This is a genomic window from Microbacterium horticulturae (genome assembly GCF_029094505.1).
Lineage (GTDB): Bacteria > Actinomycetota > Actinomycetes > Actinomycetales > Microbacteriaceae > Microbacterium > Microbacterium horticulturae.
The window spans coordinates 1,133,775-1,155,334 of record NZ_CP119108.1 but is presented as its reverse complement, the minus strand read 5'-3'; the positions used below and the strand labels follow the sequence as shown (position 1 = coordinate 1,155,334).

The window sequence follows — 21,560 nt, the reverse complement described above, 5'->3', positions numbered from 1 at the left end:
GTTCGACACACGACCCGGGTGCTCACGGCCTCGGCGGCGAGAATGGACGCATGTCCGAGAGCGCCGACTGTCCCCCGTCGTCCTTCGCCACCGCACAGGTGCAGGCGGGGTATTCGTCGACCATGCCGGTAACGGCGGCGCTGCCCCCGATCTACCAGTCGAACGCCTTCGCGCTGCGCTCTCTCACGCACGCACGTGACCTGTTCGCGCACCGCGCGGAAGGCGACGTGTACGCCCGCACCGGCAACCCGACCGCGGCGGTGTTCGAGCAGCGCGTGGCCGCGCTCGAAGACGGCGTGGCCGCCGCCGGCGTCGCATCCGGCCAGGCCGCGGTAGCTCTGGCGATCCTCGCGCTGGCCGGCCGCGGCGGCCACGTCGTCGCCGCGAACCAGCTGTACGGCGGCACCGTCGATCTGCTCGTGGAGACGCTGCCCGACTGGGGTATCGAGACGACCTTCGTCGACCAGGACGACATCGCCGCATGGCGCGCGGCCGTACGCCCCGAGACGCGCCTGATCTTCGCCGAGAGCGTCGCCAACCCCATCGCTCAGGTGCTCGATGTGCGTGCGGTGGCCGATGTCGCGCACAACGCCGGCGTGCCCCTCGTCGTCGACAACACCGTCGCCACCCCGTACCTGCAGCGCCCGAAGGAGTTCGGCGCCGACATCAGCGTGCACTCGGCGACGAAGTTCCTCGGCGGCCACGGCTCGGTCATCGGCGGCGCGATCGTCGACCTCGGCACCTTCGACTTCTCCGCCGAACCCGAGAAGTGGCCAGCGCTGACCGACCCCTCTCGCCGCATCCCCAGCGGCGAGAGCTACGTCGAGCACTTCCGCGACTCCTCGCCGTTCATCGGGTTCATCAAGGCCAAGCACATGCACGACCTCGGTCCGACGCTGTCGGCGTCAACGGCGTTCGCGCTGCTGCAGGGCATGGAGACGCTCGACCTGCGCATGCAGCGGCACTCCGCTTCGGCCCAGCGCATCGCCGAGCATCTCGCCGCGCATCCCGCCGTCGCGCGGGTGCACCACCCGGGCCTGGCCGGCAACCCCTGGCACGACGCGGCCGCACGCTATCTGTCGAAGGGCGTGCCGTCGGTGTTCTCCATCGACCTGCATTCCGCAGGCGACGACGAGGCCGACTTCGCCCGTGCCGAGACGTTCATCGCGGGCCTGCGGGTTCTCCAGCTGCTTGCGAACATCGGTGACGCCCGCAGCATCGTCACCCACCCGGCATCCATGACTCACAGCCATCTGTCGCCGCAGCAGCTCGCCGACGGCGGCATCTCGTGGGCGACGGTGCGTCTGTCGATCGGACTCGAAGACGTCGACGATCTCATCGCCGACCTCGACCGCGCCCTCGCGCTGCTCTGACCCGCCCCTCCCCGTCGAGGTCGTACCCGCTTCCGCCAGGTCGTCGGTGTTTTCGCGAGGTCGTACCTGTTTTTGCGAGGTCGTAGCCGTTTCCGCGAGGTCGTACCTGTTTTCGCCAGGTCGTACCCGTTTCCACGAGGTCGTACCTGTTTTCGCGAGGTCGTTCACGGGGCCACCGTGCGACCTCGCGAGATCACGTACGACCTCGCGAGATCACCTACGACCTCGCGCGCGGGGGCGGCTCGATAGTCTGGAGCGATGACCGGACTTCGCTGGGGCATCCTCGCCACGGGCGGCATCGCCCACGCCTTCACTTCCGACCTGCGCACCGCGGGCCTCGACGTTCGCGCCGTGGGCTCACGCCGCCCCGAAGCCGCCGCCGCGTTCGCCGCCGAGTTCGACATCCCGCACGCACACGGGTCGTACGAAGAGCTCGCCGCCGACCCCGACGTCGACATCGTCTATGTCGCCACCCCGCACCCCATGCACGCCGAAGACGCGCTGCTGTGCCTCGCGGCCGGCAAGCACGTGCTCGTCGAGAAGTCGTTCACCGTCAACGCGCGCGAGGCACGTGAGGTGCGGGATGCCGCGGCCGCCGCGGGCCTCCTGGCGATGGAGGCGATGTGGACCCGGTATCTGCCGCACATGCGCCGCATCCGCGAGATCATCGCCGCCGGCACCCTCGGACAGGTGCGCTCGCTGGTCGCCGACCACACGCAGAAGCTGCCCACCGACCCCACGCATCGGCTCAACGACCTCGCCCTCGGCGGCGGTGCACTGCTGGACCTCGGCATCTACCCGGTGTCGTTCACGTGGGACGTGCTCGGCGAGCCCGAGACGGTCACCGCCCGCGCGACGCTGGCCGAAACCGGCGCCGACACCGAGGTCGCGACCATCTTCACGCATGCCGGCGGCGCAGTGTCGACGACCTTCTCGTCGTCGCGCACGGCCGGCCCCAACACCGCGCACGTGCTCGGCACCGACGCACGCATCGACATCGACCGGGTCTGGTACAGCCCCACGACCTTCCGCGTCACCGCGCCCGACGGCAGCGTGATCGAGGAGTACCGCTCCGAGGTGGAGGGACGCGGCATGCAGTACCAGGCACTCGAGGCGGAGAAGATCGTCGCCGCGGGACGCCGCGACAGCGACATCCTCCCGATCGACGAATCCGTCGCGATCATGGCGACCCTCGACGAGGTCCGCCGTCAGATCGGTGTCGCCTACTCGGCCGACTGACCGCGCAGGCTACTGACCGGACCGCTCGCCGCCCTGTTTGCGCCGGCGCAACTCGGCACGCAGCCGCTCCTCCTCGATCTCGCGCTCGAGGTCGGCCAGTTGCTGCTCTGTCGTGCGCCGGTCGTACCCGGGCCCCGGCGGCACGGGCGGCGCAGTGGGCGGCTCCGCCCGGCGGGGCGCCCGTGGCCGCGGCATCCGGACCACCGGTTCGGAACCGCCGACGTGCTCACGACCCAGCACGAACCACAGGATCACGCCCACCAGCGGCACGAGGATGACCAGAATCAGCCACAGCGCCTTGGGCATGAAGCGGATCTGCGCGTCGTCGCGCATGATGATGTCGACGACGGCGAAGATCATCGCCGCCAGCACCAAGAGCGGGAACACGTACGCCATGACACGAGCATAGGGTCACCTGTCACACTGGACACATGCCCCACACACAGGATGCCCGCGTCGCCGTCTACCTCGACTTCGACAACATCGTGATGTCGTGGTACGACCGGGTACACGGCCGCAACGCCTACTCGAAGGACCGGCAGCGCATCGTCGCCGACGCCACCGACCCCGAGATCGCGGCGCGCCTGGCCGAGGCCCGCATCGATGTCGGCGCGGTCATCGACTACGCCGCGTCGTTCGGCACCCTCGTCCTGACCCGCGCGTACGCCGACTGGTCCAATCCCGTCAACGCCGAGTACCGCTCGCAGCTGGTGGCCCGCGCCGTCGACCTGGTGCAGCTGTTCCCCGCAGCCGCGTACGCGAAGAACGGCGCCGACATCCGGCTCGCGGTCGACGCGGTGGAAGATATGTTCCGCCTCCCCGACCTCACGCATGTCGTAATCGTCGGCGGCGACAGCGACTACGTACCGCTCGCGCAGCGCTGCAAACGGCTGGGCCGGTTCGTGGTCGGCATCGGCGTGGCCGGGTCGACCGCGAAGTCGCTGGCCGCCGCATGCGACCAGTTCGACGACTACGACGAACTGCCGGGCATCACCAAGCCGCAGCCGGCCGTGAAGGCGACGAAGGATGCCGCGCCCGCCCGCACCCGCAAGAAGAAGGCGGAGCCCGCCCCCGACCCGTCGGGCGAGCTGCTCGAGCGCGCGCTGAAGCTCGAGCACGTGCGCACCGACGAGGAGTGGATGCACTTGTCGGCCGTGAAGAACCTCCTCAAGCGCATGGACCCGTCGTTCAGCGAGAAGGTGCTCGGCCACAAATCGTTCTCTGATTTCGTGAAGGCGCATCCTGACGTCGCCGAACTCGACGAGTCGACGAACATCGTCACCGTGCGACTGCAGCCCTCGCGCTCCTGACCGATATATCACTGAAACGTCCGGTGCCGCGGACATCCCCCGCGATAGCGTGGGCCCGTGCGCCACGATGAACTGGACCTCGGGGGTGTGGACCAGCGTGCCCGCACCGGAACACTCCCCCACCGCTCGCAGGTGGACACCGCGCTCGACGAGGCCTACCGCCGCGCGCTGAGCCACCACGAGGGCACCGTCGCCGACTACATCCCCGTTCTCGGCGCAGCGGACCCCGAGGCCTTCGGCCTGTGCATCGCCGACGTGTCGGGCGACGTGCACGAGGTGGGCGATACCCGCACCGCCTTCTCGATCCAGTCGATCTCGAAGGCGTTCGTCTACGCGCTGGTGTGCGAGGGCATCGGCCATCGCGAAGTGCGCGAGCTCGTCGGAGTCGACAACACCGGCCTTCCGTTTAATTCGGTGATGGCGATCGAGCTCGCCGGCGGGCATCCCCGCAACCCCATGGTCAACGCCGGCGCCATCGCCACCACGGCGCTGATGCCGGGGGCCACTCCCGAGCGCAAATGGCAACTCGTCATCGAAGGGCTCTCGCGCTTCGCCGGGCGGCAGTTGGAGCTCGACGATGAGGTGTACCGCTCGGAGAGCGACACCAACGACCGCAACCGCGCCATAGCGCGGCTGCTGTACAGCTACGGGCGCATGCGCGCCGATCCCGTCGAAACGGTCGACGTCTACACGAAGCAGTGCTCTCTGCTTGTGGACGCCCGTGACCTCGCCGTCATGGGTGCGACCCTCGCCGACGGCGGCGTCAACCCCCTCACCGGCGACCAGGTCGTCTCGCCCGAAGTCAGCCGCGACACACTCGCCGTGCTGGCATCCGCCGGACTCTACGAGCACAGCGGCGAGTGGCTGTACGAGATCGGCCTGCCCGGCAAATCAGGTGTCGCCGGGGGCCTGGTCACCGTCGCCCCCGGCAAGGGCGGGCTGGGCGCATGGGCACCGCCCCTCGACGGTGCCGGCAACAGCGTGCGCGGCCAGATCGCCACCGCGCACCTCTCCCGCACCCTCGGGCTCAACATCTTCGCCTCCGCCCCCGCCGATCGACAGGACACCCGATGACCGACACCACCACACCCGCCCGCGCCTCCTGGGCGCCGTTGGTCGCGCTGTTCCTCGCGCAGATCCTCATGTCGTACAACGTCTCGGCCCTCCCGGTCACCCTGGGCGGCATGGTCGAGACGTTCGGCGTGCCGCCCACCGACGTCTCCACCGCGATCGTCACCTACGGTCTCGTGGTGGCGGCCCTGGTCATGGTCGGCGCCAAGATCGGACAGCGGGTCGGCTGGGTGCTGATCTTCCGCATCGTGGTCGCGCTGTTCGCAGCATCCGGCGTCATCATGGTCTTCGCGCCGGGGGTCGGCTGGGTGATCTTCGCGCAGGCACTGGCCGGGGCCTCCGCCGCCATCATCGTGCCCTCTCTGGTCGCCCTCATCGCCGAGAACTACCACGGCAGCCAGCAGGCGACAGCGATCGGCTCGCTCGGCTCGGCACGCGCCCTCGCCGGTGTCACCGCGTTCCTGCTCGGCGGCACGCTGGCGACGCTCGTGGGCTGGCAGCCCGTGTTCATCGTCGTGATCGCCATCGCGGTGGTCGTCTTCTTCCTCAGCTTCCGCTTCGCGCCGGTCGGCGGAAACCCCGCCGTCAAGATCGACATCATCGCCGCCGTCATCATCGGCCTGGCCATCGTGGCGCTCACGCTCGGCGTCAACAACCTCAACGGGTGGGGTCTGCTGCAGGCCGGTCCCGGCGCACCGTTCGACATTCTGGGCATGTCTCCGGCGCCGGTGCTGATCGTCGTCGGTGTCGTGCTCGTGCAGCTGTTCTTCCTCTGGACGCGCCGCCGCACCCGTCAGGGCAAGGTGCCCCTGGTGAGCCTGTCGGTGTTCGGCTCGTCGCGCGAGCGCGCCGCCGTGTACGCCATGTTCATCGTCGTGGCGCTGGAGGCCGCGCTGAACTTCACCGTGCCGCTGTACATCCAGATCGTGCAGGGTCGCACGCCGTTCGACACGTCGCTGGCCATGCTGCCGTTCAACCTGACGGTCTTCGTCACCGCCATGGTCGTCGTGCGCTTCTACGGCCGGTTCTCGCCGCGCACCATCGGCGTCTTCAGCTTCTCGCTGACCACCATTGCCCTGGTCTGGCTGTCGTTCGTGGTCACGAACAACTGGGAGACGCTGCCGACCATCCTCGGCCTGTTCGTGTTCGGCGTCGGTCAGGGCGCGCTCGTCACGCTCGTGTTCAACGTGCTCGTGACCGCCTCGCCGAAAGAACTCGCCGGCGACGTCGGGTCGGTGCGCGGCACCACGCAGAACCTCGCCTCCGCCGTGGGCACGGCCGTCGCCGGGGCCCTGCTGGTGGGGCTGCTGGCGGGCAACATCACCGCCGCGCTGGCCGCGCACCCCGAACTGCCCGACGAAGCCGTCGCCCAGGTGCCGCTCGACAGCGTGAACTTCGTCAGCAACGACCGCCTGCGCGACGTTCTGGCGAACACGGATCTGAGTGACCAGCAGGTGGATGCCGCGGTGCAGGTCAATGAGGACTCCCGCCTGTCGGCACTCCGGCTGGGTCTGCTGATCCTCGCGGGTGTCAGCGCCATCGCCATCGTTCCGGCCAGCCGCCTGCCGAAGTACCGCGCCGGCGAGGTGCCCGAGTCGGTGGCCGCCGGCGACATGCCCGATGACCTCGCTCAGGCCGATCAGGCGCTCGCGGAAGAGGAGTCGTGAGTCTGCCACCACTGCGCCGGCTCGCCGACGGCACTGTCAAGCAGGCAGGCCCCCTCACCGGCACGCGCGTGTGGACGGTGCCGGGGCGGGCGAACCGACCGCTGGCCGCCGCACGGCCGGTACCGCGCGACCTCGCGCCGGACGAAGGCACGCGACTGTGCGCGTTCTGCCAGGACCGCTATCTGGAGACCACTCCCGAGAAGGCGCGACTGGTGGGCCCGTCGTTCGAAAGACGCGACCGCGTGCCGGCGTCTGCGCTGCACGATTCGGTGGCCGAGTTCCGTCGCTTCGGCAACCTCTTCGAGATCGTGTCGGCCGAGTACTGGCGGGTCAACCATGCCTTCGAGCCCGCCGCCGACGTCGTCGCCTGGGCCGATGCCTACCTGGGCGACCCGGTCGGCCGCGATCACATCGAGAAGCTCGCCGCGATTCGCGCGGCATCCACCGGGGCATCGCCTGACCTGCGCACGGCAGCTGTCGACCTGGTCGGCGGGTCGCACGACGTCATCGTTGCGCGCCGGCACGTGCGCGACGGCGCCGCGCGCGACGACGAGCTCGTCTCCAGCGGTGAGCTGACGCCCGACGAGCACGCCGCATATATGTCGTTCACCATCGATTCCATGTGCGAGATCGCCGCCGCACAGCCCTACGCCGCATACGTGTCGGTGTTCCAGAACTGGCTGCGGCCGGCCGGAGCCTCTTTCGAGCACCTGCACAAGCAGCTCGTCGCTATCGACGAGTACGGCCCGCAGACCGAGCGCGAACTCGCCATGCTCGAGATCGACCGTCGCCTGTACCAGTACGCGGTCGCGGACCTGTCAGTGCGCGAGGGGCTGGTCGTCGCGGCGACGGACGGCGCCGTCGCGTTCGCGGGCGTCGGGCATCGCTACCCGGCCTTCGAGGTGTACTCGACCGCGTCTGCGCATCACCCCGCCGATCACACGCCAGAGCAGCAGCGCGCCGTCTCCGACCTCGTGCACACGCTGCATCAGGCAACCGGGGTGCTCGTGCCCACCAACGAGGAATGGCATTATCGCCCCGCGCCGGCGGCAGCTCCGATGCCGTGGCGCATCGTGCTGAAGTGGCGCATCTCGAACCCCGCCGGGTTCGAGGGCGACACCAAGGTGTACGTCAACACTATCGACCCGTGGACGCTGCGGCAGCGCGCCGTCGACGAGCTGACCCGTCTGCGCGCCGAGGGCCGGCTGGCCGACGGCATTCGCATCGGCGACGAGTGCGCCCCCGGCGACGCGCGACTGCACTATGCCGATTGAGAGCGCAGAGCGCTACGCCGACTGAGAGCGCACAGCGCTACGTCGACGAGGAGCCCAGAGCGCTACGTCGACGAGGAGCCCAGTAGAGCCTGCAGCGTCTGGATCGTGTCCGCCTCGTCGGCGCGCTTGTCGGGCCGGTACCCCTTCACCCGCGCAAAGCGCAGGGCGATGCCCCCGGGGTAGCGCGGCGACCGCTGCACGCCGTCGATGGCGATCTCGACGACCGTGACCGGTGCGACGAAGACAGTGGATGCCGTGCGCCGCGTCTCGATGGCGGGAAACCGCTCGGTCTGCCACCGCAGAAGCTCATCGGTGAGCCCCTTGAACGTCTTGCCGACCATCACGAAGCCGCCCGGCTCGCCGAACCGGCCGTCGGGGTCGCGCGCGCCCAGATGCAAGTTCGACAGCAGTCCGCGGCGGCGGCCAGACCCCCACTCGCACGCCAGCACCACGAGGTCGTAGGTGAGCACCGGCTTGACCTTGATCCACGCCTTGCCCCGACGTCCGGCGGCATAAGGCGCGTCGATCGCCTTGACGAGAACGCCTTCGTGACCCGCGGCCAGCGCCTGCGCTGACAGCTGCTGTGCGGCATCCGGATCGTCCGTCACGATTCCCGGCATGCGCAGCGCACCGACGACCCGGGCGAGCTCGGCGCGGCGCTCGCGCAGCGGATCGTCGATGAGGTCACGGCCGTCCACATGCAGCACGTCGAAGAACCACGGCCGCAGCGCGACCTCGCGCGCCTGGTCGGCGCCGAACCGCGCCATCGTGTCTTGGAACGGCCGCGGCGCGCCGTCGTCGTCGAGCGACAACGTCTCGCCGTCGAGGATCACGTCGTGCACCGGCAGCGCCCGCACCGCATCGACGATCTCGGGCACCCGGTGCGTGATGTCGGCGAGGCTGCGGGTGAAGACGCGCACGTCGTCGCCATGCCGGTGCACCTGGATGCGCGCGCCGTCGAGCTTGTACTCGACCGACGCCTCGCCGGTCGTCGCCATGGCCTCGGCCACCGTCGCCGCCGTCGCGGCGAGCATCGGCATCACCGGGCGACCGACGCGCAGCCCCACCGCCGACAGGTCGCCGCCGCCGAGCGCGAGAGCGGCGGTCTCGCCCACATCGCCCCACAGCATGGCCGCCCGGCGCACCACCGCGGGGTCGGCGTCGGCCGCCCGCGCGACGGCGTCGAGCAGCACGCCCTGCAGCGCGCCCGTGCGCAGCTCGCCCAGCATCGCGCGCACGACGAGGTCCCACTCAGACGCGGTCGCACGCTCGGCGAGTTCGCGCAGCACGCGTTCTCGCCGCTGCCCGGAACCGGGGCCGGATGCCGCCGCCAGCTCTTCGAACGCGGCGTCGACGTCAGCGATCGTCAGGCTCGCGGCATCGGCATGCGTCACCTGCAGCGCCATGAGCCCGCGCCAGCCGACCCCGAGCCGGCCCTGCCGCGGGCTGCCCAGCAGCAATCCGGCCGCGGCGCGAATCTCGTCGGGTGCGAGCCCGCGCAGCAGTCCCGCGAGCGCGTCGATCTTCTGCAGACGCGACCGCGTCGCCGCGACGGCGGCGACGACCTCGACCAGCACGCTCAGCAACATGCTCGGATTCTCGCACTCTGCGCCGACATCGGGAATGCCGCGCGGCTGGTGCGTGGTTTGCTGTTCACATGGCGAACCAGGTCGGACTGCGATCGGAGCGCGGGCCGATCCTCCTGTCGCTCATGCTCTCGTCGTTCCTCATCGCGATCGACTCGACGATCCTCGCAACTGCGGTGCCGACGATCGTGGCCGACCTGGGCGGCTTCGCGCAGTTCCCCTGGCTGTTCTCGGTCTATCTGCTCGCGCAGGCCGCCTCGGTGCCCGTCTACGCCAAGCTGTGCGACACGTTCGGCCGCAAACCGATCATGGTGCTGGGCATTCTGCTCTTCCTCGCCGGCTCGATCGCCGCGGCGCTGGCCTGGAGCATGCCGGCGCTCATCGTCTTCCGTGCCGTGCAGGGGCTCGGCGCGGGCGCCATCACGCCGGTGAGCATGACCATCGCCGGCGACATCTACACGGTACGCGAGCGCGCGACGGCGCAGGCGTACCTCGCCAGCGTCTGGGCGATCTCGTCAGTGGCCGGCCCCACCCTCGGTGGCCTGTTCGCGCAGTTCCTGTCATGGCGGTGGATCTTCTGGGTCAATGTGCCGCTGAGCCTGCTGGCCCTGTTCATGCTGTGGCGCAGCTATCACGAGAGCTTTGAGCGGCATCGGCAGCGCATCGATGTGACGGGTGCGGCGCTGCTGACGGCATCCCTCGTCCTCCTCGTGCTCGGCGTGCTCGAGGGTGGCCAGGGCTGGGCGTGGAGCAGCTGGCAGAGCATCGGCTGCTTCGCCGTGGGGGCGGCGCTGCTCGTCATGTTCGCGCTGGTCGAACGGAGGGCGGCCGATCCGGTGCTGGCGCCGTGGGTGTTCTCCAGCCGCGTGGTGGTGACCACCTCGCTCGCGGCCCTCGGCGTGGGCGCCGTGCTCATCGGACTGACGTCGTTCGTGCCGACGTTCCTCGAGTCGACGGCGGGCGCCTCTCCCCTGCTCGCCGGTCTTGCCGTGGCTGCGCTCAGCCTCGGCTGGCCGATCAGCGGTTCGCTCGCGGGGCGCTTCTATCTGCGCATCGGCTTTCGCGCCACCGCCGTCATCGGCAGCGTGCTGGCCGTGGTCGGCGCCGTGCTGCTCACCGCGTTCGCAGCGTCGCCGTCGCTCGTGCTCACCGCCGCCGCGTGCTTCGTCGTCGGGCTCGGTCTGGGGCTCGTGGCCAACCCGTCACTGATCGCCGCACAGTCGTCGGTCGACCTGCGCCGGCGCGGGGTGGTATCGGGCACGAGCATGCTGGCCCGCTCGATCGGCAGCTCGGTGGGCGTGGCCGTCTACGGCGCCATAGCGAACGCCGTGATCGCCGACGGCGGCGGGTCGCAGCATCCCGCCGCCGTCCAAGCCGGGTCGACGGCGGTCTTCATCGGCGTCGCCATCTCGGCGGTGCTGCTCGTGGCGTGCACGGTGCTTATCCCGCGCGTGCCGATCAGCGACGAAGACCGCGCCTGATTCGGTCGCGCTGCTCAGCCGAGGGCCACGAGGCGCCCGACCTCGGCCGCGGCGGCGTAGTACGCGGGCAGCGCCTCGCCGTTCGGCGGCATGAGCACGACCTGGTCGACGCCCACGGCGGCGAACCGGCGCACGCCGGCCGCGACCTCGTCGACGGTGCCGACCAGCACCCGGTCGATGCCGTCGGCCGGCCCGTCGCCGAAGAAGGCGACGGCGCGGGATGCCGCATCCTCCCCGAACGCGGCCACGACGTAGGCGGCGACATGCGGGTCGCGGCCCGCCGCGCGGATGGTCTGCACGGCCTGCGCGACCTCGTCGACGGTGTGCTTCATATCCAGCAGCACGGCATCGGCGACCTCGCCGGCCAGCGCCAGCGTCTTCGGTCCCTCGGCCGCCGCGTACACGCGCGGAGGCTCGGCCGGGGGCCAGTCGAGGCGCACCTGCTCGAGGGTGACGTAGCGCCCGTCGACGGTGACCTGCTCTCCCGCCAGCAGCGACCGCAGCGCGGGCACGTATTCGCGCATGAGCGTGAGCGGCGATGCCGCACGTGCCCCGACCTGCACCATCCACGGCAGCACGCCGTGCCCGACGCCGGGCAGCACTCGCCCCGGGAACATGCGCTCGATCGACGCTATCTCCATCGCCGTGGCGGCGACGTTGCGCAGCGGCATGGGCGCGATGCCGATTCCTATCTGCAGGCGCTCGGTCCAGGCGAGGGCGGCGGATGCCACGGCGAACGCCGAGCTGCGAAAGCAGTCCTCCCACACCCAGAGGCTCTCGAGCCCGGCGTCCTCCGCCGCGCGCGCGGCGGCGTGGAACGACTCGGGCGGGTTCGGATATGGACTGAAGATGGCGCCGACGCTCGTCATGCCCCCATCCTGCCCCGCCGGTCACTCCACCGCGAGAGCCCCCGCACGCTCGACGAACCGCACATAGTCGTCGGTTTCGTCCGAGGCGGTCATGGCGCGCAGCACGACCTCGTCGACAGCCACACGGTAGGCGGCCAGCCCCTCGGCGCCGGGCGTGAGCACCGTGTCGTCGGGGGCGACGCCGAGCCGCGCGAAGTTGGCCGCGTACTTCGGAAAGCGGGCGTACCGCTCCCCCTCGGCGCGCAGCCGCGGCATCCCGCCATCGTCCAGCGCCGTCCGCACGTAGAGAGCGACGTTGACGCCCGGCGCCCCCTCATGCGCCTCGACGGTCTGCGCGGCCGCCTCACGCGCCGGCAGCCAGTTCAGCAGCATCCCGTCGGCCACCTCTGCGGCGAGGGCGCGCATCTTCGGCCCGAGGGCGCCCACCGCGATGCCGGCGGCGGTGCGCTCGCGCAGCGCGTCGACCGCGTTGCGCACGGCGGCCAGCACCGGGCCCGACGCCTGACCCGAGCCGATACCCAGAATGAGCCGGTCTTCGGGAAGCCCGGCGGCGTCGATGAGGATCTCGTCGGGCGTGCGCCGGTCGAGAGGCACCACACCGGTGCCGAGGACGAGCGTCTCGGTCGCCCGCGCCGCCTCGTGCAGCGCCGCCAGAGCGTCGCCGCCGGGGGTGTCGTTGACCCAGAGCGCGTAGAGGCCGGCCTGCTCGGCGGCCGCCGCGATCCGCGCGATCGCCGCGGGGCCGAGCACGCCTGCCACGCCGATCGAGACGGGTGCGATGCTCATGCACCCGAGTGTGCCACCTCTTGCGACGCCTGCGCGGCCTCTCGCGCGGCGCGGCCCGTCCTCGCTACTCTCGGAGAATCGCCGTGACGATCGTGGAGGAGGCCCGATGAGCGCCGACCTCGCGATGGTCCTCGTGCTTCTCGTCGCCGCGATAGCGATGTTCGCGGCGGGGCGTCCCCGTATGGACGTCGTCGCGCTCGTCATGATCGTCGCGCTGCCGCTGACGGGCATCCTCAGCGTGCCGGAGACGCTGGCCGGCTTCGCCGACCCGAACGTCGTGCTCATCGCCGCTCTGTTCGTCGTCGGTGAGGGACTCTCGCGCACCGGCGTCACCTATCGCCTCGGCGACCTGCTCTCACGGGTCGCCGGCACCAGCACCACTCGGCTGATAGTGCTGCTCATGCTCGCGGTCGCACTGTTGGGCGCGATCATGAGTTCGACCGGCGTCGTGGCGATCTTCATCCCGGTGGCGATGAGCATCGCCGCACGGACCGGCATATCGCCGCGCCAGCTGATGATGCCGCTGAGCTTCGCGGGACTGGTCAGTGGCATGCTCACGCTCATCGCCACGACGCCCAACCTCGTGATCGACGCCGAGCTGCGCCGGGCCGGGCACGGCGGCTTCGGATTCTTCGCTATCACGCCGTTCGGTCTCGTCTTCCTCGTTCTCGGCATCGGCTACATGCTGTTCGCGCGCCGGTTCCTGGGCGGGGATGCCGCGGGTCCGGGCCACCTCGCGCGCACAATCTCCGGCCTCATCGCCGACTACGGCGTCGATGCACGCACTCATCGCTACCGGGTCGGCGCCGGGTCGCCGATGATCGGTGAACGCCTGGCCGAGGCCGCGCTGGTCGACCAGCGCCGCCCGGGCGTGCTGATGATCGAGCGCACGCGGCTGCTGCGCGGCACCCAGCGCTTCACCGCCGACGAGGCCGTCGTCGCCAAGGGGGATGTGCTCTTCGCCGACACCGCGTTCTCGGCCGCCGACCGCGAGCGCCTGCGGCTGGAACGTCTCAAGATGACCGACGAGTTCTTCGACGCCTACTCGCGCCAGGTGGGCCTGGCCGAGGTGCTTATCGCGCCCGATTCGGCGGCTGCCGGCAAGACGGTGCGCACAGCGCGCCTGGCCGCGACGTACGGCGTGCACGTCGCGGGCATCCGCCACCGCGGCCACACGATCGACGACGGGCTCGCCGATGCCCGCCTCGCGGCCGGCGACACGCTTCTGGTCACCGGGTCGTGGTCGGCGATCCATCGGCTCGGCAGGTCACGGCGCGACTACATCCTCCTCGATCTGCCGGCCGAGGCCGCCGAGGTCGCGCCGGCCGCCAACCAGGCGCCGTTCGCGATAGCGATCGTCCTGCTCATGGTCGTGCTCATGGTCACCGGCGTCGTCCCCAACGTCATCGCGGCGCTCATCGCCTGCCTGCTGCTGGGCATCTTCCGCTGCATCGACATGTCCAGCGCCTACCGCAGCATCCACTGGCCGACGCTGCTGCTCATCGTCGGCATGCTGCCGTTCGCGCTGGCACTCGAGCGCACCGGCGGAGTCGACCTGGTCGTCGACGGTCTGCTGTCGGTGCTCGGCGGAGCGGGCCCGTCCGTGCTTCTGGGCGGTGTCTTCGTTCTGACCGCCGTGATCGGCCTGTTCGTCTCGAACACGGCCACCGCGGTGCTCATGGCCCCGATCGCTATCTCGATCGCCGCGCACCTGGGCGTCTCGCCGTACCCCTTCGCGATGATGGTCGCGCTCGCGGCATCCTCCGCGTTCATGACACCGGTCTCGTCGCCAGTGAACACGCTCGTCGTCGAGCCCGGTCGCTACCGGTTCGGAGACTTCGTGAAGATCGGCACGCCGTTCACGGTGATCGTGCTCATCGTCAGCGTGCTGCTGGTGCCGCTGCTGCTGCCGCTGTAGGTCGAAGCGCGCTCATACCACGCACCCCTGCGCCGCCCGTACACACGGTAGGGGAATGTCGCCGACACGCCGTCGGCCCGCGCGATTCGACGGCGCGTCGCCGGAAATCCCCGACGCCGTGCACAGTGAAGGCGGGATGCCGCGACCTTCGCCGCGGCATCCCGCCTCGGTCACACCGCCCGGTGCACGTGCGCTCGTTCACGCCGCCCGGTGGACGCGCGCTCGGTCACACCGCCTGGTGCACCGGCGTCGCCGTCACCGACAGCACGTCGCCTGCGGCATCCACCCGCACCGCCGCGCCATCGACCAGCTCGCCCGACACGAACAGGTCGGCGATGCGGTCGTCGACCTCGCGCTGGATGAGCCGGCGCAACGGGCGGGCACCGTACTCGGGCTCGTACCCGTGGTCGGCCAGCCACTGCACCGCGGCGTCCGTGACGTCGAAGCCCACCTCGCGCCACGCGAGCCGCGCCGAGGTCGCCCCCAGCAGCAGGCGCACTATTTCACGCAGCTGCTCGCGGTCGAGCTTGCGGAACAGCACGATCTCGTCGATGCGGTTGAGGAACTCGGGCCGCATCGCCTCGCGCAGCTTCGCGAAGACGCGGTCACGCAGGTCCTTCTCACTGCCGAACCCGGTGTCGCCTCCGCCGTCGGCGAGGAAGCCGATGGCTCCCCCGCGCGAGGCGAGGAACTCGCTGCCCAGGTTCGAGGTCATGACCACGACCGTGTTGCGGAAGTCGACGGTGCGCCCCTGGCCGTCCGTCAGGCGCCCGTCGTCGAGCACCTGCAGCAGCAGGTTGAACACGTCGGGGTGCGCCTTCTCGATCTCATCGAACAGCACCACGGCGTACGGGTTGCGACGCACGCGCTCGGTGAGCTGCCCGGCCTCGTCGTAGCCGACGTATCCCGGAGGGGCACCGACCAGGCGGGCGGCGGTGTGTCGCTCGCCGAACTCGCTCATATCGAAGCGGATCACGGCCGTGTCGTCGTCGAACAGCGACTGCGCCAGGGCCTTGGCCAGCTCGGTCTTGCCCACGCCCGTGGGGCCCAGGAACAGGAACGAGCCGATCGGCCGGTGCGCGTCGCCCATGCCGGTGCGGTTGCGCCGCACGGCCTTGGCGACGGCGGCGACAGCGTCGTCCTGACCGACCACGCGCGCGTGCAGCTCGTGCTCGAGCACGGCCAGCCTGTCGCGCTCGCTCTCGGTCAGACGCGAGACCGGGATGCCGGTGGCCCGGCTGATCACGTCGGCGATCTCCGGCTCGTCCACCACCGCGTCGGCCTTGCGCGCACCGGCGCCGTGCGAGACCTCGTCGAGCTTGCGCTCGACCTCGGCGATCTCGTCGCGCAGCTGCGAGGCGTCCTCGTAGCGCTCGGCCGAGACCGCCGCGTTCTTGTCGGCCTCCAGATCGGCCAGCTTCTGCATGAGCGTCGACACGTCGGCCTGCACGCCCAGACGCAGCCGCAGCCGCGCACCGGCCTGGTCGATGAGGTCGATGGCCTTGTCGGGAAGCACGCGCTCGGTGAGGTAGCGGTCGCTCAGCTCGACGGCCGAGCGCAGCGCGTCATCGGTGTACGTCACGGCGTGGTGCAGCTCGTACGCGTCCTTCAGGCCGTGCAGGATGCGCACGGCGTCTTCCACGCTGGGCTCGCCGACCTTGACGGGCTGGAAGCGGCGCTCCAGCGCGGCATCCTTCTCGATCCGGCGGTACTCGTCGAGCGTCGTCGCGCCCACCAGGTGCAGCTCGCCGCGCGCGAGACGCGGTTTGAGGATGTTGCCGGCATCCATGCCGCCGTCGCCATTGCCGCCGGCGCCCACGACGATGTGCAGCTCGTCGATGAACGCGATGATCTCGCCCTTGTGTGCGGAGATCTCGTCCATCGTTGTGGTGAGCCGCTCTTCGAAGTCGCCGCGGTAGCGGGTACCGGCGAGCATGCCGGGCAGGTCGAGCGCTATCACGCGCTTGCCGTGCAGCTGCTCGGGCACCGCGCCTTCGACGATCGCACGGGCCAGGCCCTCGACGATCGCGGTCTTGCCGACGCCCGCCTCGCCGATCAGCACCGGGTTGTTCTTCGTGCGCCGGGACAGGATCTCGATGGTCTGCTCGATCTCGTCGGCCCGACCGATCACGGGATCGAGCGAGCCCGCCTCGGCGAGCGCGGTGAGATCGGTGCCGTACTTCTCCAGCATCGGGGTGTCGGAGGTGCCCTCGGCCTGCTCGGTCGTGCCGCCCGCGGTCACCGTCTCGTTCGCGCTCTCGGTGAGGGCGTCGGCGGTCACACCCGCCTGGGCGAGCACCTGGCCGGCCGGGGTGTCTTGCGCGAGCACGAGCGCGAAGAACACATGCTCGGGCTCGATGTAGGTCGAGCCCGACGAACGGGCGACCTGGTATGCGTGAAAGAGCGTCCGCTGCAGCGACGGGGTGATCTCGGCACCGTCGGCCTGCGGGGCCGCGCGGTTCGGCGCCGGCAGCCGGCGCTCGGCGTCATGCGCGATGGCGACGGCATCAGCGCCGATGCGCCGCACCGCCTCTTGCGCGGGCGCGACCTCCATCAGCGCGTGCAGCACGTGCAAGGTGTCGACCTCACGCTGTCCGCGCTCGAGCGCATACTGCGCCGCCGCCTGCAGCATCTCCTGCGTGCGGGCCGTCATGAAGCGGCTGATGTCGACCGAGCGCTGTTGACGCGCGCGCTCACCGGCCAGGTAGCGCGCGAGAAAGTCGTCGAACGCGCTCGCGCCGTCGGGGGCGCCCGAGACCGGGGGTGTCACGTCATCGACCATGCGATTACTCCTTGAAACTTGAGTCCTTGTGCATCAAGTCTACGAACTTGAGCACGGCTGTATCAAGTTCAACGCAGAGCTCGGATGCGTATTCCCACCGGTTGAATGTCGGAGCCCCGGCGTAGCGTTATCCCAGGTGAACAAGGGAGAACACCATGGAATGGCGCATTGAGCTGATCTTCGTCCCCGTGACCGACGTCGATCGCGCGAAGGACTTCTACGAGCGGGTGGGCTTCCACCTCGACCACGACCAGACGCCGTTCGAGGGCCTCCGGTTCGTGCAGATGACACCGCCGGGCTCGGCGTGCTCGATCGCATTCGGCACGAACCTCGGCATCGACCTCGAGCCCGGGCGGCAGAACACCATTCAGATCGTCATCCCCGATGCCGAAGAGGCGCTGGCGCATCTGCGCGAGATCGGAGCCGATGCCGAGGGCGTCGATGAGCAGGCCTGGGGCCGGTTCGTGACCTTCCGTGACCCCGATGGCAACCGCTGGACGTTGCAGCAGCTGCCGGCGCGGCCGTCATCGGGCGACGAGTGACGGGTCGACCTCGTTCCACTTCTGCACGGTCTGGGCGACCCAGAACACCGCGAAGAACCCGATGACCCCGATCTCGCCGACCAGGGTCCACGGCTGCCCCGACAGGTCGACGCCGGTCAGGCGCACGATGCCGACGATCGCGAGATAGAGAAGGGATGCCGCCATCCCGACGGCGACGATGACGTACACCCGGCGCCAGGGGCGGCGGGATGCCGCGGCTGACACGACGGCGATCGCCACCATGATGCCGAAGAAGGCTGCGGTGACGACGAGGTGACCGATGTGCAGCAGCGCATCAGGCCAGACGAGAAGCCAGACCAGCATCACCACCGCCACGACGCCGGCCGCGATGACACCGATGAGCACGCCGGGCGAGAGCGTCTGCTGGACGCGCGCCAGGATGAGGGCGCACCCGGCACCGACGATCGCCATCACGGCGAACGTGATGATGCCCGTGGTGACCCCGGGGACGAATGCCTCGGGCACGCAGGGCACCGCGCCGGGGCATCCCGTCTCCCCCGGCAGATCGCCGAGAGCCACCGGTGTCGGGATCACGGCGATGAGCGGCGCGAACAGGGCCGCGACATCCAGCAGGATCTGCTCGACGCTGTGCCCCGACAGCGCGACCAACGCGAGCGCGACGGCGATGAGCGCTCCCGTGAAGGCGGTGCGACCCGACGTGTAGAACAGTCCGCTGAGCGAGGTCAGCGGCCCTTCGGTCGCCAGCACGATGACCAGCGCGACGCCGATACTCAGCACGGCGCCGAGGATCGCGAGCCGAACGTAGCGGTAGGTGCGCTGGGTCGTCGTGCTGGAGAGCCGCATCATATTCACGATCCTGCACCACACGGACGACACGGGCGGACGCTAGCCTGAGGGCGTGACCACGTCGCCCACACTGCCGTCAACGCTGCCGAGCCGCGCCGACGCGGGAATCTCTGCGCTGACCCCGGGTTATTTCGCGCTCGTGATGGCGACCGGCATCGTCTCGATCGCCATGCGCACCAATGAGTGGTTCACCGTCTCGGTCGCGCTGCTGATCATCGCCGCGATCTCGTACGTCGTCCTCGTCGTGCTGAACATCATCCGGGTCATCCGGCATCCCGAGCAGATGGCCGATGACTTCGCCGACCCCGGGCGGGCGTTCGGGTTCTTCACGTTCGTGGCCGCGACCGACGTGCTGGGCAGCCGGCTCAGCCAGGAGACCGGCTTCCACGGGATCGCGGTGAGCCTGCTGCTGGTCGCCTCGATCGCCTGGATCATCCTCGGCTATACCGTGCCGTGGACGGCCATACTCGGCAAGCGCAAGAAGGTGCCGATCTCGACGGCCAACGGCACCTGGTTCATCTGGGCCGTGGCCAGCCAATCGATCGCCGTGCTCGCGGCCACCCTCGAGGTCGAGTTCGACGCGTGGCGCCCCGGTCTGGCGTTGCTCGCGGTCTTCTCGTGGTCGGTGGGCATCTTCCTCTACTGCGCGGTCGGCGTGTTCGTCGCGGTGCGCATGCTGACCGTGCCGTTCCGCCCCGAAGACCTCACTCCCCCGTACTGGGTCGCGATGGGGGCGACGGCGATCACCGTGGTCGCGGGCGCGCGGATCGTCATGATGGCAAACGCGCCGATGGTGGATGCCACGCGCGGCCTCATCGCCGGCGCGTCGGTGTTCTTCTGGGCGTTCGGCACGTGGCTCATCCCACCGCTGGTCATGGCCGGGTGGTGGCGGCATGTGCGGCACCGCATCCCGTTCCGCTACGAGGCGACGCTGTGGAGCATCATCTTCCCACTGGGCATGTACGGCGTGGGATCGCAGTTTCTCGGCACCGTCGACAGCCTGCCGATCATGCACGCGATCGGGTATGTGGAGAGCTGGGTGGCCCTGGCCGCATGGGTCGGCACGTTCGTGTGGATGCTCGTGAACCTCTGGCGCACCGTCTTGCGCCCACCGCGGTCTGCCGTCGTCAGCTGAGGTGCTCGCCGAAGGGCTCTTCGTGGAGGCCCTTCAGCGCCGCGGTGAGCTGAGCGCCCGATGCCGCGAAGGCTGCGTCGAGGCGACCCAACCGCGCGTCGGCCTCGGCGAGGGCCGCCATGCCCTTCTCCGTGACGCGGAGGGTGGATGCAGCTCCCGCGTGGGCCGTGGCATCCTCCGCCAATCCATCATCGACGAGCGCATGGACGGCCGTGTGCGCAGTCTGCACCGTGATCTGCGAGCGACGCGCGAGCTCGGAGAACGAGATGCCGGGCGTCGCGCGGATGTGCGCGAGCAGCCCGTACTTGCGGGTCGTCAGGCCCAGGCCCTTCAGCTGCTTGTTGAGCTGACCGTCCCAGATGCTCCCGAGTGTCAGCAGGGAGAGCACGGGGCTGAACCGGCGGGGCTGCGAGGGCATGGGTCCATCGTAGCCACCGGGCCCGGTGCGGCCGGGGCAGCGGGCCGGATGTATTGGCCGCACGTGCTTGAGCTGCTTCAGGCTCGGGCACCCCGAGCACCGAGCAGCCGCACGACAGGGCAACCGTGCTGCATGCTGGATGCAGGGGGTCAGTCATGCCGCAACGAGACACAAGCAAAGCGGGCTCGCGCCGGGTCGGTCGGTTCCGTAGGCGGGGTTCTGCAGAGCAGTCGGCCCAGCCAGAGCTGCCGCACCTGACGCAGTACGTGGCGGACGGCGTGCCGACCCGGCAGCAGCCGGGCGCATCCGTCGCAGAGGCTCTCGAGTATTCGCAGGGCGGCCCCGACCGCATGGCGATGTTCTTCTACCCGGCCCCGACTATCGCCGAGATCACGGAGCTGGCCGATGCGTGGGAGCTGCATCCCCTGCTGCGCGAAGACCTGCTGAACGCCCGTCAGCGGCCCAAGCTCGATCGCTACGGCGAGGTGCTCTTTCTCGTCGCGCGTTCGGCACGGTACATCGACGAGGCAGAAGAGGTGGTCTTCGCCGAATTCCACATGCTCGTGAGGCCGAACGCCGTCGCCGTGCTCTGCCAAGACGAGCGGTGGATCGACGGAACGGACGGAACCGACGTCGAGGCCGGGCAGCCGACGAGGCCGGACCGGCGCGAGCGCGCACTGCTCGGCGACCGAGATCTTCTGAAGCTGGGGCCTGAGGCGGTCGTCTATCGGCTTCTCGACGCCATCGTGGACGGCTACGGCCCCGTGCTTCAGGGACTGTCGATCGACAAAGAGCAGATCGAACGACAGGTGTTCAGCGGCGATGCGGCGGTCGCCGAGCGCATCTATCGGTTGAGCCAAGAGGTCATCGACATGCAGCAGACCGTGTCGTCACTGCGCGAAGTCGTCGCCGCGCTGCAGGGCGGCTTCGACAAGTACGGGATTCCCGACGAGCTGCAGACCTACCTCGACGACGTCTCCGATCACCTGATGCGCGCCGACTCACGCGCAGCCGATCTGCGCGAGGCACTGTCGCAGATCTTGAACGTGAACGCGACTCTGGTCGCGCAGCGTCAGAACGAGGACATGAAGAAGATCTCAGGGTGGGCGGCGATCCTGTTCGCGCCCACCCTGATCGGCGCCATCTACGGGATGAACTTCGATGACATGCCCGAGCTGCACTGGGCGTTCGGGTACCCGATGGCAGTGGCGATGATGGTCGCCTTCGCCGTCCTTCTGTACGTGATCTTCAAGCGCAGCAAGTGGATGTGAACCCCGACCC

General features: G+C 69.8%; 18 protein-coding genes. 11 read left to right on the top strand and 7 right to left on the bottom strand.

What is annotated here, in order from left to right; all coding sequences use genetic code 11:
* Positions 1 to 50: 50 nt before the first annotated feature.
* Both PU630_RS05360 and PU630_RS05355 read left to right on the top strand, forming a co-directional pair.
* A complete protein-coding gene (locus PU630_RS05360; RefSeq protein ID WP_275279338.1) occupies positions 51 to 1,373 on the top strand; it encodes an O-acetylhomoserine aminocarboxypropyltransferase/cysteine synthase family protein in 1,323 nt (440 codons plus the stop codon).
* A 258-nt stretch (positions 1,374 to 1,631) separates the two neighbouring features.
* Entirely contained in the window at positions 1,632 to 2,612 is a 981-nt protein-coding gene (locus tag PU630_RS05355; protein WP_275279337.1) for a Gfo/Idh/MocA family protein, read from the top strand.
* A gap of 9 nt (positions 2,613 to 2,621) precedes the next feature.
* Here the strand turns inward: PU630_RS05355 and PU630_RS05350 are convergent, their stop codons facing one another.
* Positions 2,622 to 3,008 carry a PLD nuclease N-terminal domain-containing protein gene (locus PU630_RS05350; protein ID WP_275279336.1) on the bottom strand — a complete coding sequence of 129 codons (387 nt, stop codon included), beginning with the start codon at positions 3,006 to 3,008 and terminating at the stop codon, positions 2,622 to 2,624.
* Between the two features lie 35 nt (positions 3,009 to 3,043).
* Here PU630_RS05350 and PU630_RS05345 point away from each other — a divergent pair, with 35 nt between their 5' ends.
* The 4 genes from PU630_RS05345 to PU630_RS05330 are packed head-to-tail and all read left to right on the top strand — an operon-like array spanning position 3,044 to position 7,934.
* Positions 3,044 to 3,922 (top strand): NYN domain-containing protein, encoded by an 879-nt coding sequence (locus tag PU630_RS05345; protein ID WP_275279335.1) that lies wholly within the window; start codon positions 3,044 to 3,046, stop codon positions 3,920 to 3,922.
* A gap of 57 nt (positions 3,923 to 3,979) precedes the next feature.
* Positions 3,980 to 4,996, top strand: a complete 1,017-nt coding sequence (gene glsA, locus PU630_RS05340; protein WP_275279334.1) for a glutaminase A — start codon at positions 3,980 to 3,982, stop codon at positions 4,994 to 4,996.
* A complete protein-coding gene (locus PU630_RS05335; RefSeq protein WP_275279333.1) occupies positions 4,993 to 6,660 on the top strand; it encodes an MFS transporter in 1,668 nt (555 codons plus the stop codon). The genes glsA and PU630_RS05335 overlap by 4 nt, the downstream gene beginning before the upstream one ends.
* Positions 6,657 to 7,934 (top strand): DUF4921 family protein, encoded by a 1,278-nt coding sequence (locus PU630_RS05330; protein WP_275279332.1) that lies wholly within the window; start codon positions 6,657 to 6,659, stop codon positions 7,932 to 7,934. Before PU630_RS05335 ends, PU630_RS05330 begins: the two co-directional genes overlap by 4 nt.
* Positions 7,935 to 7,996: 62 nt before the next feature.
* On the opposite strand, the gene PU630_RS05325 is transcribed toward PU630_RS05330, so the two are convergent.
* Positions 7,997 to 9,523, bottom strand: coding sequence for an ATP-dependent DNA ligase (locus tag PU630_RS05325; protein WP_275279331.1), 1,527 nt, complete (start codon positions 9,521 to 9,523; stop codon positions 7,997 to 7,999).
* A 68-nt stretch (positions 9,524 to 9,591) separates the two neighbouring features.
* Here PU630_RS05325 and PU630_RS05320 point away from each other — a divergent pair, with 68 nt between their 5' ends.
* Positions 9,592 to 11,001, top strand: a complete 1,410-nt coding sequence (locus PU630_RS05320; protein ID WP_275279330.1) for an MFS transporter — start codon at positions 9,592 to 9,594, stop codon at positions 10,999 to 11,001.
* Between the two features lie 14 nt (positions 11,002 to 11,015).
* Here PU630_RS05320 and PU630_RS05315 read toward each other — a convergent pair whose 3' ends face one another.
* Entirely contained in the window at positions 11,016 to 11,870 is an 855-nt protein-coding gene (locus tag PU630_RS05315; protein ID WP_275279329.1) for an LLM class flavin-dependent oxidoreductase, read from the bottom strand.
* A 21-nt stretch (positions 11,871 to 11,891) separates the two neighbouring features.
* On the bottom strand, positions 11,892 to 12,656 hold the full coding sequence (locus PU630_RS05310) for an LLM class flavin-dependent oxidoreductase (RefSeq protein ID WP_275279327.1): 765 nt from the start codon (positions 12,654 to 12,656) through the stop codon (positions 11,892 to 11,894).
* A gap of 106 nt (positions 12,657 to 12,762) precedes the next feature.
* On the opposite strand from PU630_RS05310, the gene PU630_RS05305 reads away from it, so the two are divergent.
* Positions 12,763 to 14,574 carry an SLC13 family permease gene (locus tag PU630_RS05305; protein ID WP_275279326.1) on the top strand — a complete coding sequence of 604 codons (1,812 nt, stop codon included), beginning with the start codon at positions 12,763 to 12,765 and terminating at the stop codon, positions 14,572 to 14,574.
* A 226-nt stretch (positions 14,575 to 14,800) separates the two neighbouring features.
* On the opposite strand, the gene PU630_RS05300 is transcribed toward PU630_RS05305, so the two are convergent.
* A complete protein-coding gene (locus PU630_RS05300) occupies positions 14,801 to 17,356 on the bottom strand; it encodes an ATP-dependent Clp protease ATP-binding subunit (protein ID WP_275279325.1) in 2,556 nt (851 codons plus the stop codon).
* A gap of 155 nt (positions 17,357 to 17,511) precedes the next feature.
* Between PU630_RS05300 and PU630_RS05295 the strand changes: the two genes are divergently transcribed.
* Positions 17,512 to 17,898 carry a VOC family protein gene (locus tag PU630_RS05295; RefSeq protein ID WP_275279324.1) on the top strand — a complete coding sequence of 129 codons (387 nt, stop codon included), beginning with the start codon at positions 17,512 to 17,514 and terminating at the stop codon, positions 17,896 to 17,898.
* On the opposite strand, the gene PU630_RS05290 is transcribed toward PU630_RS05295, so the two are convergent.
* Positions 17,881 to 18,726 (bottom strand): hypothetical protein, encoded by an 846-nt coding sequence (locus PU630_RS05290; protein WP_275279323.1) that lies wholly within the window; start codon positions 18,724 to 18,726, stop codon positions 17,881 to 17,883. The genes PU630_RS05295 and PU630_RS05290 overlap by 18 nt on opposite strands.
* Before the next feature lie 52 nt (positions 18,727 to 18,778).
* Here PU630_RS05290 and PU630_RS05285 point away from each other — a divergent pair, with 52 nt between their 5' ends.
* The gene (locus PU630_RS05285) at positions 18,779 to 19,861 is read left to right on the top strand and encodes a tellurite resistance/C4-dicarboxylate transporter family protein (protein ID WP_275279321.1); all 1,083 of its coding nucleotides are present in this window, start codon (positions 18,779 to 18,781) and stop codon (positions 19,859 to 19,861) included.
* On the opposite strand, the gene PU630_RS05280 is transcribed toward PU630_RS05285, so the two are convergent.
* Positions 19,854 to 20,279, bottom strand: coding sequence for a MarR family winged helix-turn-helix transcriptional regulator (locus PU630_RS05280; protein ID WP_275279320.1), 426 nt, complete (start codon positions 20,277 to 20,279; stop codon positions 19,854 to 19,856). The genes PU630_RS05285 and PU630_RS05280 overlap by 8 nt on opposite strands.
* A 155-nt stretch (positions 20,280 to 20,434) precedes the next feature.
* Here PU630_RS05280 and PU630_RS05275 point away from each other — a divergent pair, with 155 nt between their 5' ends.
* Positions 20,435 to 21,550, top strand: a complete 1,116-nt coding sequence (locus PU630_RS05275) for a magnesium and cobalt transport protein CorA (RefSeq protein WP_275279319.1) — start codon at positions 20,435 to 20,437, stop codon at positions 21,548 to 21,550.
* Positions 21,551 to 21,560: the final 10 nt, after the last annotated feature.

Excerpts from the sequence above, each read along its gene's own strand:
- PU630_RS05360 (WP_275279338.1), top strand. The coding sequence starts at position 51 with ATGTCCGAGAGCGCCGACTGTCCCCCGTCGTCCTTCGCCACCGCACAG.
- PU630_RS05355 (WP_275279337.1), top strand. The coding sequence starts at position 1,632 with ATGACCGGACTTCGCTGGGGCATCCTCGCCACGGGCGGCATCGCCCAC.
- PU630_RS05350 (WP_275279336.1), bottom strand. The coding sequence starts at position 3,008 with ATGGCGTACGTGTTCCCGCTCTTGGTGCTGGCGGCGATGATCTTCGCC.
- PU630_RS05345 (WP_275279335.1), top strand. The coding sequence starts at position 3,044 with ATGCCCCACACACAGGATGCCCGCGTCGCCGTCTACCTCGACTTCGAC.
- PU630_RS05335 (WP_275279333.1), top strand. The coding sequence starts at position 4,993 with ATGACCGACACCACCACACCCGCCCGCGCCTCCTGGGCGCCGTTGGTC.
- PU630_RS05325 (WP_275279331.1), bottom strand. The coding sequence starts at position 9,523 with ATGTTGCTGAGCGTGCTGGTCGAGGTCGTCGCCGCCGTCGCGGCGACG.
- PU630_RS05320 (WP_275279330.1), top strand. The coding sequence starts at position 9,592 with ATGGCGAACCAGGTCGGACTGCGATCGGAGCGCGGGCCGATCCTCCTG.
- PU630_RS05315 (WP_275279329.1), bottom strand. The coding sequence starts at position 11,870 with ATGACGAGCGTCGGCGCCATCTTCAGTCCATATCCGAACCCGCCCGAG.
- PU630_RS05310 (WP_275279327.1), bottom strand. The coding sequence starts at position 12,656 with ATGAGCATCGCACCCGTCTCGATCGGCGTGGCAGGCGTGCTCGGCCCC.
- PU630_RS05305 (WP_275279326.1), top strand. The coding sequence starts at position 12,763 with ATGAGCGCCGACCTCGCGATGGTCCTCGTGCTTCTCGTCGCCGCGATA.
- PU630_RS05300 (WP_275279325.1), bottom strand. The coding sequence starts at position 17,356 with ATGGTCGATGACGTGACACCCCCGGTCTCGGGCGCCCCCGACGGCGCG.
- PU630_RS05295 (WP_275279324.1), top strand. The coding sequence starts at position 17,512 with ATGGAATGGCGCATTGAGCTGATCTTCGTCCCCGTGACCGACGTCGAT.
- PU630_RS05290 (WP_275279323.1), bottom strand. The coding sequence starts at position 18,726 with ATGATGCGGCTCTCCAGCACGACGACCCAGCGCACCTACCGCTACGTT.
- PU630_RS05280 (WP_275279320.1), bottom strand. The coding sequence starts at position 20,279 with ATGCCCTCGCAGCCCCGCCGGTTCAGCCCCGTGCTCTCCCTGCTGACA.
- PU630_RS05275 (WP_275279319.1), top strand. The coding sequence starts at position 20,435 with ATGCCGCAACGAGACACAAGCAAAGCGGGCTCGCGCCGGGTCGGTCGG.